We start from the raw sequence: 14,038 nt of genomic DNA on the forward strand, positions 1-14,038 counted from the left end.
CGCGCCATGACCGTTAACATCACCACCGCCAACGAATTCATCGCCCGCCACATCGGCCCGCGCCAGGAAGATGAGCAGCATATGCTCGCCAGCCTCGGTTTTGACTCCCTGCAAGCCCTGAGCGCCAGCGTGATCCCGGAAAGCATCAAGGGCACCAGCGTGCTCGGCCTCGAAGACGGCCTGAGCGAAGCCGAGGCCCTGGCCAAGATCAAGGCCATCGCCGGCAAGAACCAACTGTTCAAAACCTACATCGGCCAGGGCTACTACAACTGCCACACGCCATCGCCGATCCTGCGCAACCTGCTGGAAAACCCGGCCTGGTACACCGCCTACACCCCGTATCAACCGGAAATTTCCCAAGGCCGCCTGGAAGCGCTACTCAACTTCCAGACCCTGATCAGCGACCTCACCGGCCTGCCAATCGCCAACGCCTCGCTGCTGGATGAAGCCACCGCCGCCGCCGAAGCCATGACCTTCTGCAAGCGCCTGAGCAAGAACAAAGGCAGCAACGCCTTCTTCGCCTCCGTCCACAGCCACCCGCAAACCCTCGACGTGCTGCGTACCCGTGCCGAGCCGTTGGGCATTGAAGTGGTGGTCGGCGATGAGCGGGAACTGAGCGACGTCAGCCCGTTCTTCGGCGCCCTGCTGCAATACCCGGCCAGCAACGGTGACGTGTTTGACTACCGCGAACTGACCGAGCGTTTCCACGCCGCCAACGCCCTGGTGGCCGTGGCCGCCGACCTGCTGGCGCTGACTCTGCTGACCCCGCCTGGCGAGTTTGGCGCCGACGTGGCCATCGGCAGCGCGCAACGCTTCGGCGTACCACTGGGCTTTGGTGGCCCGCACGCGGCGTACTTCTCTACTAAAGATGCGTTCAAGCGCGACATGCCGGGCCGCCTGGTGGGTGTGTCGGTTGACCGTTTCGGCAAGCCGGCCCTGCGCCTGGCCATGCAGACCCGCGAGCAACATATCCGCCGCGAAAAAGCCACGTCGAACATCTGCACCGCCCAGGTGCTGCTGGCCAACATCGCCAGCATGTACGCCGTGTACCACGGCCCTAAAGGCCTGACCCAGATCGCCAAGCGTGTGCATCAGCTCACCGCTATTCTGGCCAACGGCCTGACCACCTTGGGCTTCAAGGTCGAGCAAGCCAACTTCTTCGACACCATTACCCTCAACACTGGCGCCAACACCGCTGCCCTGCACGACAAGGCCCGCGCCCAGCGCATCAACCTGCGTGTGGTAGACGGCGAGCGTCTTGGTGTGTCGGTGGATGAAACCACCACCCAGGCCGATATCGAAACCCTGTGGGCAATCTTCGCAGGCGACAAAGCCCTGCCGGATTTCACCGCCAAGGTCGACGCCACCCTGCCCGCCGCCCTGCTGCGCCAGTCCCCCGTGCTGAGCCACCCGGTGTTCAACCGCTATCACTCCGAAACCGAGCTGATGCGCTACCTGCGCAAGCTGGCCGACAAGGACCTGGCGCTGGACCGCACCATGATCCCGCTGGGCTCGTGCACCATGAAGCTCAACGCCGCCAGCGAGATGATCCCGGTGACCTGGGCCGAGTTCGGCGCCCTGCACCCGTTCGCCCCGGCTGAACAAAGCGCCGGTTACCTGGAGCTGACCTCCGACCTGGAAGCCATGCTCTGCGCGGCCACCGGCTACGACGCCATCTCCCTGCAACCGAACGCCGGCTCCCAGGGTGAATACGCAGGCCTGTTGGCGATCCGCGCCTATCACCAGAGCCGTGGCGATGAGCGTCGCGATATCTGCCTGATCCCTTCGTCGGCCCACGGCACCAACCCGGCCACCGCCAACATGGCGGGTATGCGTGTTGTGGTCACCGCCTGCGATGCCCGTGGCAACGTGGACATCGAAGACCTGCGCGCCAAGGCCATCGAGCACCGCGATCACCTCGCCGCCTTGATGATCACCTACCCGTCCACCCACGGCGTGTTCGAGGAAGGTATCCGCGAAATCTGCGGCATCATTCACGACAACGGCGGCCAGGTGTACATCGACGGCGCCAACATGAACGCCATGGTCGGCCTGTGCGCACCGGGCAAGTTCGGCGGCGACGTGTCCCACCTGAACCTGCACAAGACCTTCTGCATCCCCCACGGCGGTGGCGGCCCAGGCGTTGGCCCGATTGGCGTGAAGTCGCACCTCACGCCGTTCCTGCCAGGCCACGCGGCCATGGAACGCAAGGAAGGCGCAGTGTGCGCAGCGCCGTTTGGCAGCGCGAGCATTTTGCCGATCACCTGGATGTACATCAGCATGATGGGCGGCGCAGGCCTCAAGCGCGCTTCGCAATTGGCGATTTTGAATGCCAACTACATCTCCCGTCGCCTCGAAGAGCACTACCCCGTGCTGTACACCGGCAGCAACGGCCTGGTGGCGCATGAATGCATCCTGGATTTGCGCCCACTCAAAGACAGCAGCGGCATCAGCGTGGATGACGTGGCCAAGCGCCTGATCGACTTTGGCTTCCATGCACCGACCATGTCGTTCCCGGTGGCCGGCACCTTGATGATCGAGCCGACCGAAAGTGAATCCAAGGAAGAACTGGACCGCTTCTGCAACGCCATGATCGCGATCCGCGAAGAAATCCGCGCGGTGGAAAACGGCACCCTGGACAAGGACGACAACCCACTGAAAAACGCGCCGCACACGGCGGCGGAACTGGTGGGCGAATGGAGCCACCCCTACAGCCGCGAGCAAGCGGTGTACCCGGTGGCGTCGTTGATCGAAGGCAAGTACTGGCCGCCGGTTGGCCGAGTGGACAACGTGTTTGGCGATCGCAACCTGGTGTGCGCGTGCCCTTCCATCGAGAGCTACGCATAACCTAAAGGTCAACTCGGTCCCCTGTGGGAGGGGGCTTGCTCCCGATAGCGGCTGTACATTCAACATTTCTGTTGACTGACACACCGCTATCGGGAGCAAGCCCCCTCCCACACTTGACCGAGTCGCCTTCCAGAAAATAATAAGAAACCGGAGAACCACTCATGTCTTTAAGCGTGTTCGACCTGTTCAAGATTGGCATCGGCCCCTCCAGTTCCCACACCGTCGGCCCGATGCGCGCCGCCGCCCGATTCGTCGAAGGCCTCAAGCGCGACAACCTGCTGGGCACCACCACCTGCGTCAAGGTGGAGCTCTATGGCTCGCTCGGCGCTACCGGCAAAGGCCACGGCAGCGACAAGGCCGTGTTGCTGGGCCTGGAAGGCGAACACCCCGACACCGTGAATACCGAAACCGTGGCCACCCGCCTGGCGCAGATGCGCAAGGACGGCCGCCTGAATCTGCTCGGTGAACACAGCATCGTGTTCAACGAAAAAGAACACCTGGCGATGATTCGCAAACCCCTCGCCTACCATCCCAACGGCATGATCTTTCGTGCCTTCGACGCCGCCAATATCCAGATCCGCAGCCGCGAGTACTACTCGGTGGGCGGTGGTTTTGTGGTGGATGAAGACGCCGCCGGCGCCGACCGGATTGTCGAGGATGCAACACCCCTGACCTTCCCGTTCAAGCACGGCAAGGACTTGCTCAGCCATTGCACCACCTACGGCCTGTCCATCAGCCAGGTGATGTTGACCAACGAAAGTGCCTGGCGCCCCGAAGCAGAAACCCGCGCCGGGCTGCTGAAGATCTGGCAGGTGATGCAGGACTGCGTGGACGCGGGCTGTCGCAATGAAGGGATCTTGCCGGGCGGCTTGAAGGTCAAGCGCCGTGCGGCTGCGCTGCATCGGCAACTGTGCAAGAACCCCGAGTCGTCACTGCGCGACCCGTTGTCGGTGCTCGACTGGGTCAACCTGTACGCCCTGGCGGTCAACGAAGAAAACGCCAACGGCGGCCGCGTGGTCACCGCACCCACCAACGGCGCGGCCGGGATCGTGCCGGCGGTGCTGCATTACTACATGCGCTTTATCCCCGGCGCCAACGAGGACGGTGTGGTGCGCTTCCTGCTCACCGCCGCCGCCATCGGCATTCTGTACAAGGAGAACGCCTCGATTTCCGGCGCCGAAGTGGGCTGCCAGGGTGAAGTGGGCGTGGCCTGCTCCATGGCCGCCGGTGCGCTGTGCGAGGTCTTGGGCGGTACGGTGTCCCAGGTGGAAAACGCCGCCGAGATCGGCATGGAACACAACCTCGGCCTGACCTGTGACCCGATTGGCGGGCTGGTGCAGGTGCCCTGCATCGAGCGCAATGCCATGGGCTCGGTCAAAGCCATCAATGCCGTGCGCATGGCCTTGCGCGGCGACGGACAGCACTTTGTGTCCCTCGACAAGGTGATCCGCACCATGCGCCAGACCGGCGCCGATATGAAAAGCAAATACAAAGAGACCGCCCGTGGCGGTTTGGCAGTCAACATTATCGAGTGCTGACGCCCAAAGGCGCGCCGGCACGTTTTTCCAGGAGCTGAATATGTCCACCGAAACCCTGTTGAAAACCCCTCTGCATGCCCTGCACCTCGAACTGGGCGCACGCATGGTGCCCTTCGCCGGCTACGACATGCCGGTGCAATACCCACTGGGCGTGATGAAGGAACACCTGCACACCCGTGAGCAGGCCGGGTTGTTCGACGTGTCCCACATGGGCCAGATCCGCCTCACCGGCGCTAATGCCGCCAAGGCCCTGGAAACCCTGGTGCCAGTCGACATCATCGACCTGCCGGTGGGCATGCAGCGCTACGCGATGTTCACCAATGACCAGGGCGGCATCCTCGACGACCTGATGGTGGCCAACCTGGGCAATGACGAGCTGTTCCTGGTGGTCAACGCCGCCTGCAAGGACCAGGACCTGGCGCACCTGCGCCAGCATATCGGCGACCAGTGCAGCATCGAGCCACTGTTCGAAGAGCGCGCCCTACTGGCCCTGCAAGGCCCTGCGGCAGTGAAGGTGCTGGCGCGCCTGGCACCGGAAGTGACCAAGATGACCTTCATGCAGTTCGCCACCCTGCGCCTGCTGGGAGTGGATTGCTACGTCAGCCGTTCGGGCTACACCGGTGAAGATGGCTTTGAGATCTCCGTGCCTGCAGCCAACGCTGAAAGCCTGGCCCGCAGCCTGCTGGCCGAAACCGAAGTGCAGGCCATCGGCCTGGGCGCCCGCGACTCCCTGCGCCTGGAAGCCGGCCTGTGCCTGTACGGCCACGATATGAACACCGACACCACGCCGATTGAAGCAAGCCTGTTGTGGGCAATCTCCAAGGCTCGCCGTGCCGATGGCGCACGCGCTGGCGGCTTCCCGGGGGCCGACCGCATCTTCACCCAGCAGCAAGCGGGTGTCAGCCGCAAGCGCGTAGGCCTGCTGCCCCAGGAACGCACCCCGGTGCGTGAAGGCGCAGAGATTGTGGATGAGCACGGCACCGTAATCGGCAGCGTGTGCAGCGGCGGCTTTGGTCCGAGCCTGGGTGGCCCGCTGGCCATGGGTTATCTGGACAGTGCGTTTATCGCCCTGGATACCGAAGTGTCTGCAATGGTGCGTGGGAAAAAGGTGCCACTTCGTGTAAGTAAAATGCCATTTGTGCCACAACGTTACTATCGTGGCTGATTGCCTGTTTCTATAAGTAACGCGGTTGCGTTACGTGCACTAATCTGTAACGCAACCGCCATAAAACAGTGCAGTGACGATAGTTATTGTTTAACGATTCAACCTATAACCAGTGAACAACTCTATCGAATAAGCCAGTTCCGGATTGTTGATCGAAGTATCATCTTGACCAGCAAAACCTGGGGTTTTGTCGGGGCTTGTTTTTTCTCCATTAGTTGGCGTAGAGTTTGCCCACTGTGTTTGCATGGGTCGCTTTGAACCTGGACCTGGGCAGTAGCCAACGATAGCTACAACCCGTTCGACGTCTCTTACTTTCCTGCAACCCAGCCCAGTACTCTTTCATGCGAAAGAGACTGTCATTAATTTTTAGCGTCAAAGGAAAGAAGAAAATGTCAGATCGTCAGAGCGGCACCGTCAAGTGGTTTAACGACGAGAAAGGGTTTGGTTTTATCACTCCAGAAAGCGGTCCGGATCTGTTCGTGCATTTCCGCGCTATTCAAGGCAATGGCTTCAAGAGCCTGAAAGAAGGCCAGAAGGTCACCTTCAAAGCCGTGCAGGGCCAGAAAGGCATGCAGGCTGACGAAGTCCAGGCAGAAGGCTGATCCCGACTGCGACAAAAAGCCCCTGATATGACATCAGGGGCTTTTTTATGCGCGTTATTTCGTACTATGGGTGTTTTCTCCAGAGACCCCTGCCATGTCCAAACCCTTGCTGAGCCCCCAAGGCGAATTCCCCGCCGTCGGCCTGGGCCGTCGTCTGGCAGCGATGTTCTATGACTTCCTGTTGTGCACTGCCCTGCTGATCGTCACCGCGTTCATCTACAAACTCATAGGGATCGCCTTTGTAGGCGAAGCCAGGATGCGCACCCTCACCGAATCCGGCGCGCTGGACGGCGACCCGTTGCTGTCAACGATTCTGTTATTCGTGCTGTTCGGTTTCTTCGCCAAATTCTGGACCCACTCGGGGCAAACCCTGGGCATGCAGGTGTGGGGCGTACGCGTGCAAAACGCCGACGGCTCACGCATAAGCCTGTGGCAGGCGCTGCTGCGTTTTGTGGTGTCGATTGCGTCGTGGTTGTGCGTGGGACTGGGGTTTGTCTGGTCGCTGTTTGATAAGAAGAAGCGCAGTTGGCATGACATCTATTCGGATACGCAGCTGGTGCGCATCCCGAAGCAAAAGAAGTAATTCCAAGACTCATGGAGATCAAAATGTGGGAGGGGGCTTGCTCCCGATAGCAGTTGTACATTCAACATTTTTGTTGGCTGAAACACTACAATCGGGAGCAAGCCCCCTCCCACATTTTTTACCGAGCCAGCCTTGAGTCAAGCGTTACCCGCCAGCTTCAAGCGCGCAGCCTGGGTAAAGTCCAACATCCGCTTGAGCGGCCGCACCGCCTGCGGAATCACCGACGGCTCAACGAAGATCTCATTGCTGCCCTCACGCAGGCACTGCAACGTACGCTCCAGCGTGTTCATCGCCATCCACGGGCAATGCGCGCAGCTGCGGCATGCAGCGCCGTTGCCGGCGGTAGGGGCCTCAACGAAGACTTTGTCCGGGCACAGCTGCTGCATCTTGTAGAAGATGCCGCGGTCGGTGGCCACAATGAATGTCTTGTTCGGCAAGCGTTGCGCAGCGGCAATCAGTTGGCTGGTGGAGCCCACGGCGTCCGCCAGTTCGATCACCGAAGTCGGCGACTCCGGGTGCACCAGGATCGCGGCATCCGGGTACAGCGCCTTCATGTCTTCGAGCTGCTTGGACTTGAACTCTTCGTGCACGATGCACGCACCGTCCCACAGCAACATGTCGGCACCGGTCTGGCGCTGGATATAGGTGCCCAGGTGCTTGTCCGGGCCCCAAATGATGGTCTCGCCGTTGTCCATCAGGCTTTCGACGATTTCCAGTGCGCAGCTTGACGTAACCACCCAATCAGCCCGGGCTTTGACCGCTGCCGATGTGTTGGCGTAAACCACCACGGTGCGCTCCGGATGCTGGTCGCAAAACGCCGAGAACTCATCCACCGGGCACCCCAGGTCCAGGGAGCAGGTGGCTTCCAGGGTAGGCATGAGGATACGTTTTTCAGGGGTGAGGATCTTCGCGGTCTCCCCCATGAAACGCACACCGGCGACCAATACGGTCTTGGCCGGATGAGCGGCGCCGAAACGTGCCATTTCCAGGGAGTCGGAGACGCAGCCGCCGGTTTCTTCGGCCAGGGCCTGGATCACCGGGTCACAGTAGAAGTGGGCAACCAGCACCGCGTCCTGAGCCTTGAGCTCGGCGGCGATGGCGGCGCGCAGGCTGGCCTCTTCGTCGGCGCTGAGGGCCTTGGGCTGCTTGGCGTCGAGGTGGGCTTGAACCAGAAGGCGTTCGGAAATTTGCGTCATGTTCGCAAGACCTGCAGGCGCATTGCGCGAAAGTCGAGTGTACCACCGGCTCTGGAGCCCTTCGGGCGCCGCCGGACGAAGTGTTTTTGTTCATCAAGCACGGGTGAAACAGAAGCTGCGCAAGGCTACAGAATATCGAATCGATGCAAAAGCCTAATCTGGTGCAAACGGCACTGAGGCCGGCGTCACTTATTGCTGGCGTAGATCCACAGCACTTCGGCATCGTCAGGGCTGGTGGAGATCCACTTATGGCCGCTGCTGGCGTCGTAGTAAATGGTGTCGCCCTGAGCCAAGGCCAACGGCTCATACAGTTCGGAGTAAATCGTGATTTCTCCCGACAGCACGTACACGAAGATCTCTCCCGGATGAGTCGGCCATTCCGAATAGTCCCGTGTGCTGCGGGCCACGATAGTGGTTTTGACCGGCAGCATGTTCTTGTTGCGCAAGTCAGCGGCGAACCACACGTTCTTGCACGTTTTGGTGGCGATGGCCAGGCCGTTGGAATGACGACTAGTGCTGCGCCGCCCCTGGGTCAGCGAGGCATCACTGTCGTTGAGCAGGCTGACCACATCCATATCAAACCCGGCCGCGATCTTGCTAAGGCTACTGAGGGTGGGCGAAAGCTCGCCGCGCTCGATCTTCGACAGCGCCGACAACGACAGGCCGGTGTGCTTGCTGGTCTGCACCAGTGACCATTGGCGCTCCTTGCGCAACCGGTGCAGGCGCGGGCCGATTTCTATCGACGGGCGCGCAGATTCTGTTTCGTGGTCTTCAAACGCCGAGGGGCTGATCTCTAGATTGGTGTCCATGCTGCGGCTGACGCTCCGATTGGGTAATGCTCAGACTATTGATTCAAAAAGAGAAAATATTCGTTCGCGGATTATTCATGCAACCGTCACCGCAATGCCAAACGGCTGTGTCGCAAAATACTGCTTGCATCCACAAAAAGTAAAGTATATCACTATAGTGGAAACCATCCATTATTAAGGATGACGGACAGGGAGATCCACCGCGTGAACCACCTTGCGGAGCTTGACTTGCACGCCCGAGAAACATACAAAAAAACTGTTTACCGGTGATTTTGTAGCCTGAACAAAACAGGGTGCGAAGACACCATTGATTTGCCAAAGAATAATAAATTTACGAGCAAACAATTTCTTTTCCAGAACTGCCGCGTTGCTCGACCAACAGGAATGGCTATGAATCAGAAGCAGAAATACACCGGCATCCTCACGGCGGTGCCCACACCGCTGCACACGGACCTGAGCGTCAACGTGGAATCGTTGACCCGGCACATCCACTACCTTCTTGACACCCCCACCGACGCCATCATTCCGTTGGGCGGCACCGGTGAATATACCTCGCTGTCGTTCACAGAACGCATGCAAGTCGTCGAATGCTCCGTGGCGGCCGGCGGCGGCAAGCTGCCGATCATCCCAGGCATCCTTTCGCCCGGTATCGGTGACGCGGTGGATAACGCCAAGGCCTTCATGTCGGCGGGTGCCGACGCGCTGATGGTAGTGACCCCGTATTACTTCCGTCCCACCCAACAGGGCATCCTCGACTACTACAAGCGCTTCTCCGATGAAGTGGACAGCGACATCATCCTCTACGAAATCCCCTACCGCACCGGGGTATCGCTGCATCACGAAACCGTGGCCGAGCTGGCCGAGCAGACCCGCGTGGTCGGCATCAAGGCCTGCAACCCGGACCTGGCCGTACAGATGCGCGTGGCCGAAAGCTCCAGCAAGAAGATCTCGATCCTGTCCGGCGAAGAAGACGTGCTGCCGCTGCATGTGGCCATGGGCGCAGTCGGCGCGATCATTTCCAGCTCCAACCTGATTCCAAAGCACTGGGCCAAAGTGCTCAACCTTGCCCTGCAAGGCCATTTGCAAGAGTCGATCGAGTTGCATACCAGCCTGCGACCGCTGATCGACCTGATTTTTTCCGAACCCAATCCTGCCCCCATAAAAGCCGCGCTCACCCAGCAAGGTTTCCCGATGGGCGAGGTACTCGCGCCGTTGAAGTCTGCCAGCCCAGGGCTGCAGGCGAGCATCGCCGAACTTGTGCCCGTCTACATTGAGCGTGAGCGTCTTCTCGCACTTTAAATTCTCCAGGGGTGTCAGGACATGAACAAGAAAACCGATTTCGCTTTACCGCGCCGCGACTTCCTCAAGGCCGTCGGCGTCACCGCCATGGCCGGTGCGATTGGCGCGCCATTGCTGGCCGCATCGGGCAGCGTCCAGGCTGCATCGAACAAATTGGTGATGGTGAGCTGGGGCGGCAACTACCGCACCGCCGTCGAGCAGGCCCTCACCATCCCGTTTGAAAAAGAGACCGGCATCAAGGTCACGCTGATCGACACGCCAGACCTGGCCAAAGTCAAAGCGCAGATGATGACCGGCAACATCGAGTGGGACATTTTCGACGCCACCGGCCCCATGGTCTTCAGCGGCGAAAAGAACAACTACTGGGAACCGCTGGACAGTGGCCTGGTGGACGCCGCCGACCTGATCACCCCGCCATCCAAGTTCGCCGTGCCGTTCTACGGCTACACCGGTGGCATCTGCTGGGATGACGACCGTCACCCGGCGGGCAAGCACCCGATGAACTTCGCCGAATACTTCGACGTCGACAAATTCCCCGGCACCCGCACCCTGCGCAACCGTGCGGTAGAGACCCTGGAATCGGCGCTGCTGGCCGACGGCGTGGCGCCTGCCGACATGTACCCGCTGGACGTTGAGCGTGCGTTCAAGATGCTCGACAAGATCAAACCCCACATCGGCAAGTGGATCGAGCAAACCCCGCAGACTGTGTCACTGGTGCAGACCGGCGAGGTCGATTACAGCTACACCTACGCCACCCGCGCCAAGGCCGCCAGCGAGGCCGGGCAACCGATCAAGTTCTCGTTCGAACAAAACCTGATCGGCCTGGAATACCTGGTGGTGCTGAAAAACTCGCCAAACAAAGCCAATGCCATGAAGTTCCTGAGCTTTGCCATGCGCCCGGAAAACCAGGCGGCCTTGATGGACCTGCACGGCAACACCCCGGCCAACAACAAGGCCGTGGCGCTGATGAACCCGCAAACCCGCCAGTGGCTGTCCAACCCGTCCAACGCGCACAACGTGCTGATCAGCGACGCGTGGTGGGCCGAGCATTACGACGAACTCACCAGCCGTTTCAAATTATGGGCGCTTAGCTGATTGCCCATCGCCGAAGTCCGCTCTGACCACACGGCCTGGGCGGGTCGACAACGTTTGATCGAGTTCACGTTATGAATAATCGCAACGACGCCGCCCTGTACGTGGGGCCGGCCACCGTTTTTCTGCTGGCCATTATCCTGGTGCCCCTGGGTGTGCTGCTGTACACCAGCCTGGCGGGGCAACATGGGTTTTCGCTGGAGGCGTACCAGAAGCTGTTCGCCAGCGCGCTGTTTCGCCGCACGCTGTGGGCCACCTTTGAGATCAGCCTGCTGGCATCGCTGGCCAGCCTGTTGCTGGGCTATCCACTGGCCGTGCACCTGGCGCGCCAACCGGCCCGGCGCCGGGCGGTCTACATGATCCTGGTGCTGGTGCCGTTCTGGACCAGCATCCTGGTCAAAAGCTTTGCGTTCACCATCCTGCTGGGCAAGACCGGCCTGATCAACAGCCTGCTGTCGATGCTGTTCGGCACCCAGATCCAGTTGCCGATGCTGTTCAACCGCTTCGGCGTGATGGTGGGCATGACCAACTACCTGGTGCCCTTCATTGTGTTCCCGGTGCTGGCCAGCCTGCTGGCGATCAACCCGGCCCTCTATAAAGCGGCAGAAATCATGGGCGCCAAGGCACCACGGATCTTCTTCAAGATCACCGTACCCCTGAGCCTGCCCGGCGTTGCCGCAGGCGTTCTGAGCACCACCATCATGTCCATGGGGTTCTTCGTGATCCCCGCCCTGCTGGGCAGCCCACAGGACGTGATGATGTCCAACCTGGTGGACTTCTACACCCGTGAAACCCTGGACTGGAACACCGCTTCAGCCATCGGTGTGGTCATGCTGATCATCATCGCCGTCGCCGGCCTGTGTGCCAGCCGCTTGCAGCGCTACGGCGCCAAACCCCGGGAGGCCGTGTGATGAGCGTCGCCAAAGCAGACCGTTTGAATCGCCTGAACAGTGCCGAGATGGCGTCTTACGCCACGGTGCGCATCAAGGACCGCCAAGCCACTGGCTATCGCGTGTTGATGACTTCGCTGGCGTGGATCATCTATGCGTTCATCCTGATCCCAAGCCTGATCGTGATTCCGATCTCGTTCGGCGGGCCGGGGGAGATCACCTTCCCGCCACAGCGCTGGACCTTGGAACTGTACGCACAGTTGTTCAGTTCCTCGACCTGGATGGACCCGATCTACCAGAGCCTAAAAGTCGCGGTGATCACCATGGTGATTTCCGTGGTACTGGGCGTGCCCGCCGCCTACGGGCTGGTGCGCTTCGAGTTCCCCGGCAAGCGCCTGGTGATGATGCTGCTGATGGCGCCGGTGCTGGTGCCGGTGATCATCGTATCGCTCGGCCTGTACCTGTACTTCGCCCGCCTGGGCTGGACCGGCACCACCGCCGGGTTGGTAGCCAGCCATGTGGCCTACGTGATGCCCTTCCTGATGATGACCGTGATTGCCGGGGTCAAGAAGCTCGACCCGGACCTGGAGTTCATGGCCACCATCATGGGTGCCAGCCGTAGCACGGTGTTCTTCAAGGTGGTGCTGGCGCAGCTCAAGCCATCGATTGCCGCAGGCGCCTTGTTTGCGTTTTTGATCTCGTTCGATGAAGTGGTCATTGCCTGGTTCCTCACCAGCGCGTCCACGGTGACTTTGCCGGTGAAGATGTACAGCAGCATCCAGTGGGATATCTCCCCGGTGATCGCCGCTGTGTCGAGCCTGCTTACCGTGATGTCGCTGCTGGTGTGTTGCTCGCTGGTGTACCTGCGGGCCGGTACGCCCGATGAAAACCACTGATTCAAGAATTATCGGAGTTCCTATGCTCAACGCTCAACATACCTGCGACACCATGATTTCCTTCCAGGGCATCCGTAAAAGCTACGGCGGCCTGGACGCCCTGCACACCACCGACATCAATGTGCGCCGTGGCGAGTTCCTCAGCCTGTTGGGCCCCAGCGGCTCAGGCAAAAGCACCATCCTCAACATCATTGCCGGCGCGATCCAGCCCAGCAGCGGTCGCCTGTTGATTGACGGCCAGGACGTGCTCGACAAACCCTCCCGTGAACGTGGCCTGGGCATGGTGTTCCAGAACTACGCCCTGCTGCCGCACCTGAACGTGTTCGACAACATCGCCTTCCCCCTGCGCATTCGCGGCGCCAGCAGTGCCGAGATCAAGCAAAAGGTCGGCGTTGCCCTGGAGCGCGTCGGCCTGGTGGGTTTTGAAAAGCGCAAGCCACGGGAAATGTCCGGCGGCCAGCAGCAACGGGTGGGCATTGCGCGCTGCATCGTCTACTCGCCGTCGATCATCCTGATGGACGAACCCCTGGGCGCCCTGGACAAAAAGCTGCGCGACCAGTTGCAAGGCGAGATCAAGAAGATCCACCGCGACCTGGGCACCACCCTGGTCTACGTGACCCACGACCAGGAAGAAGCGCTGAACCTGAGCGACCGTATCTGCCTGATGAACGGCGGGCGCATCGCCCAGCACGGCACGCCGGATGAGCTGTATTTCGAACCCAAGAGCGAGTTCGTCGCGGACTTTGTCGGCGAATCCAACCTGCTGGACTGCACCGTGGACAGTGCAAACCGGGTGAACCTCGCCAGCGGCGGGCAGCTCCAGGTCAAGCCCGGTTGCACCCAGGACATCGTGGTGGGCACCCGCACCAAAGTGATGATCCGCCCAGAAAAAATCGCCATCACCCAAGGCGCCGTATTGCCGGGTGCAGCACAAAACAGCGTGAGCGGCGTGGTGCGCCAGATCTCCTTCGTGGGCGGCATGACCCGCTTCGAGCTGGAGCTACCCGGTGGCGGCAACCTGCTGGTCAAGGACATCTCCAGCCGCCTCAGCGAACGCACCGCCATCGGCCAGCCCATGCATGTGCATTGGTCTGCGGCCGACAGCATCGTCTTGAAGTAAG

Annotated in this window: 12 protein-coding genes; 10 read left to right on the top strand and 2 right to left on the bottom strand. The window is 60.6% G+C overall.

The window, feature by feature from the left end; translation table 11 throughout:
- Positions 1–6: 6 nt before the first annotated feature.
- From gcvP to DYL59_RS12360, 5 genes are all read left to right on the top strand, one after another.
- Positions 7–2,847, top strand: coding sequence for an aminomethyl-transferring glycine dehydrogenase (gcvP, locus tag DYL59_RS12340; RefSeq protein WP_135289429.1), 2,841 nt, complete (start codon positions 7–9; stop codon positions 2,845–2,847).
- Positions 2,848–3,008: 161 nt separating this feature from the next.
- Positions 3,009–4,385, top strand: a complete 1,377-nt coding sequence (locus DYL59_RS12345; protein ID WP_135289430.1) for an L-serine ammonia-lyase — start codon at positions 3,009–3,011, stop codon at positions 4,383–4,385.
- Positions 4,386–4,425: 40 nt separating this feature from the next.
- Positions 4,426–5,550 (top strand): glycine cleavage system aminomethyltransferase GcvT, encoded by a 1,125-nt coding sequence (gcvT, locus tag DYL59_RS12350; RefSeq protein ID WP_135289431.1) that lies wholly within the window; start codon positions 4,426–4,428, stop codon positions 5,548–5,550.
- A 389-nt stretch (positions 5,551–5,939) separates the two neighbouring features.
- A complete protein-coding gene (locus DYL59_RS12355; RefSeq protein WP_034109143.1) occupies positions 5,940–6,152 on the top strand; it encodes a cold-shock protein in 213 nt (70 codons plus the stop codon).
- Between the two features lie 94 nt (positions 6,153–6,246).
- Positions 6,247–6,735 (top strand): RDD family protein, encoded by a 489-nt coding sequence (locus DYL59_RS12360; RefSeq protein WP_135289432.1) that lies wholly within the window; start codon positions 6,247–6,249, stop codon positions 6,733–6,735.
- A 137-nt stretch (positions 6,736–6,872) separates the two neighbouring features.
- Here DYL59_RS12360 and nadA read toward each other — a convergent pair whose 3' ends face one another.
- Together nadA and DYL59_RS12370 are read right to left on the bottom strand one after the other, a co-directional pair.
- On the bottom strand, positions 6,873–7,931 hold the full coding sequence (gene nadA, locus DYL59_RS12365; RefSeq protein WP_135289433.1) for a quinolinate synthase NadA: 1,059 nt from the start codon (positions 7,929–7,931) through the stop codon (positions 6,873–6,875).
- A 185-nt stretch (positions 7,932–8,116) separates the two neighbouring features.
- A complete protein-coding gene (locus DYL59_RS12370) occupies positions 8,117–8,740 on the bottom strand; it encodes a helix-turn-helix domain-containing protein (RefSeq protein WP_135289434.1) in 624 nt (207 codons plus the stop codon).
- Positions 8,741–9,130: 390 nt separating this feature from the next.
- Between DYL59_RS12370 and dapA the strand changes: the two genes are divergently transcribed.
- The 5 genes from dapA (at position 9,131) to DYL59_RS12395 (ending at position 14,037) form a co-directional block, all read left to right on the top strand.
- Positions 9,131–10,039: a 4-hydroxy-tetrahydrodipicolinate synthase gene (gene dapA, locus DYL59_RS12375; RefSeq protein ID WP_135289435.1), complete on the top strand. Its 909-nt coding sequence runs from the start codon at positions 9,131–9,133 to the stop codon at positions 10,037–10,039.
- A gap of 21 nt (positions 10,040–10,060) precedes the next feature.
- Complete coding sequence (locus DYL59_RS12380; protein WP_135289436.1) at positions 10,061–11,134, top strand: extracellular solute-binding protein; 1,074 nt, start codon at positions 10,061–10,063, stop codon at positions 11,132–11,134.
- Positions 11,135–11,205: 71 nt separating this feature from the next.
- Complete coding sequence (locus DYL59_RS12385) at positions 11,206–12,042, top strand: ABC transporter permease (protein WP_135289437.1); 837 nt, start codon at positions 11,206–11,208, stop codon at positions 12,040–12,042.
- A complete protein-coding gene (locus tag DYL59_RS12390; protein ID WP_202877197.1) occupies positions 12,042–12,917 on the top strand; it encodes an ABC transporter permease in 876 nt (291 codons plus the stop codon). The genes DYL59_RS12385 and DYL59_RS12390 overlap by 1 nt, the downstream gene beginning before the upstream one ends.
- Positions 12,918–12,939: 22 nt before the next feature.
- The gene (locus tag DYL59_RS12395) at positions 12,940–14,037 is read left to right on the top strand and encodes an ABC transporter ATP-binding protein (RefSeq protein ID WP_135289438.1); all 1,098 of its coding nucleotides are present in this window, start codon (positions 12,940–12,942) and stop codon (positions 14,035–14,037) included.
- The last annotated feature ends 1 nt before the right edge of the window (position 14,038 follow it).

Origin of the sequence: Pseudomonas kairouanensis (assembly GCF_004682055.1) — a bacterium.
GTDB lineage: Bacteria > Pseudomonadota > Gammaproteobacteria > Pseudomonadales > Pseudomonadaceae > Aquipseudomonas > Aquipseudomonas kairouanensis.

What these genes read in the sequence shown, in the direction of transcription:
- gcvP (WP_135289429.1), top strand. Translation starts at nt 7, where the DNA reads ATGACCGTTAACATCACCACCGCCAACGAATTCATCGCCCGCCACATC.
- DYL59_RS12390 (WP_202877197.1), top strand. Translation starts at nt 12,042, where the DNA reads ATGAGCGTCGCCAAAGCAGACCGTTTGAATCGCCTGAACAGTGCCGAG.
- DYL59_RS12355 (WP_034109143.1), top strand. Translation starts at nt 5,940, where the DNA reads ATGTCAGATCGTCAGAGCGGCACCGTCAAGTGGTTTAACGACGAGAAA.
- DYL59_RS12380 (WP_135289436.1), top strand. Translation starts at nt 10,061, where the DNA reads ATGAACAAGAAAACCGATTTCGCTTTACCGCGCCGCGACTTCCTCAAG.
- DYL59_RS12360 (WP_135289432.1), top strand. Translation starts at nt 6,247, where the DNA reads ATGTCCAAACCCTTGCTGAGCCCCCAAGGCGAATTCCCCGCCGTCGGC.
- nadA (WP_135289433.1), bottom strand. Translation starts at nt 7,931, where the DNA reads ATGACGCAAATTTCCGAACGCCTTCTGGTTCAAGCCCACCTCGACGCC.
- dapA (WP_135289435.1), top strand. Translation starts at nt 9,131, where the DNA reads ATGAATCAGAAGCAGAAATACACCGGCATCCTCACGGCGGTGCCCACA.
- DYL59_RS12395 (WP_135289438.1), top strand. Translation starts at nt 12,940, where the DNA reads ATGCTCAACGCTCAACATACCTGCGACACCATGATTTCCTTCCAGGGC.
- DYL59_RS12385 (WP_135289437.1), top strand. Translation starts at nt 11,206, where the DNA reads ATGAATAATCGCAACGACGCCGCCCTGTACGTGGGGCCGGCCACCGTT.
- DYL59_RS12345 (WP_135289430.1), top strand. Translation starts at nt 3,009, where the DNA reads ATGTCTTTAAGCGTGTTCGACCTGTTCAAGATTGGCATCGGCCCCTCC.
- DYL59_RS12370 (WP_135289434.1), bottom strand. Translation starts at nt 8,740, where the DNA reads ATGGACACCAATCTAGAGATCAGCCCCTCGGCGTTTGAAGACCACGAA.
- gcvT (WP_135289431.1), top strand. Translation starts at nt 4,426, where the DNA reads ATGTCCACCGAAACCCTGTTGAAAACCCCTCTGCATGCCCTGCACCTC.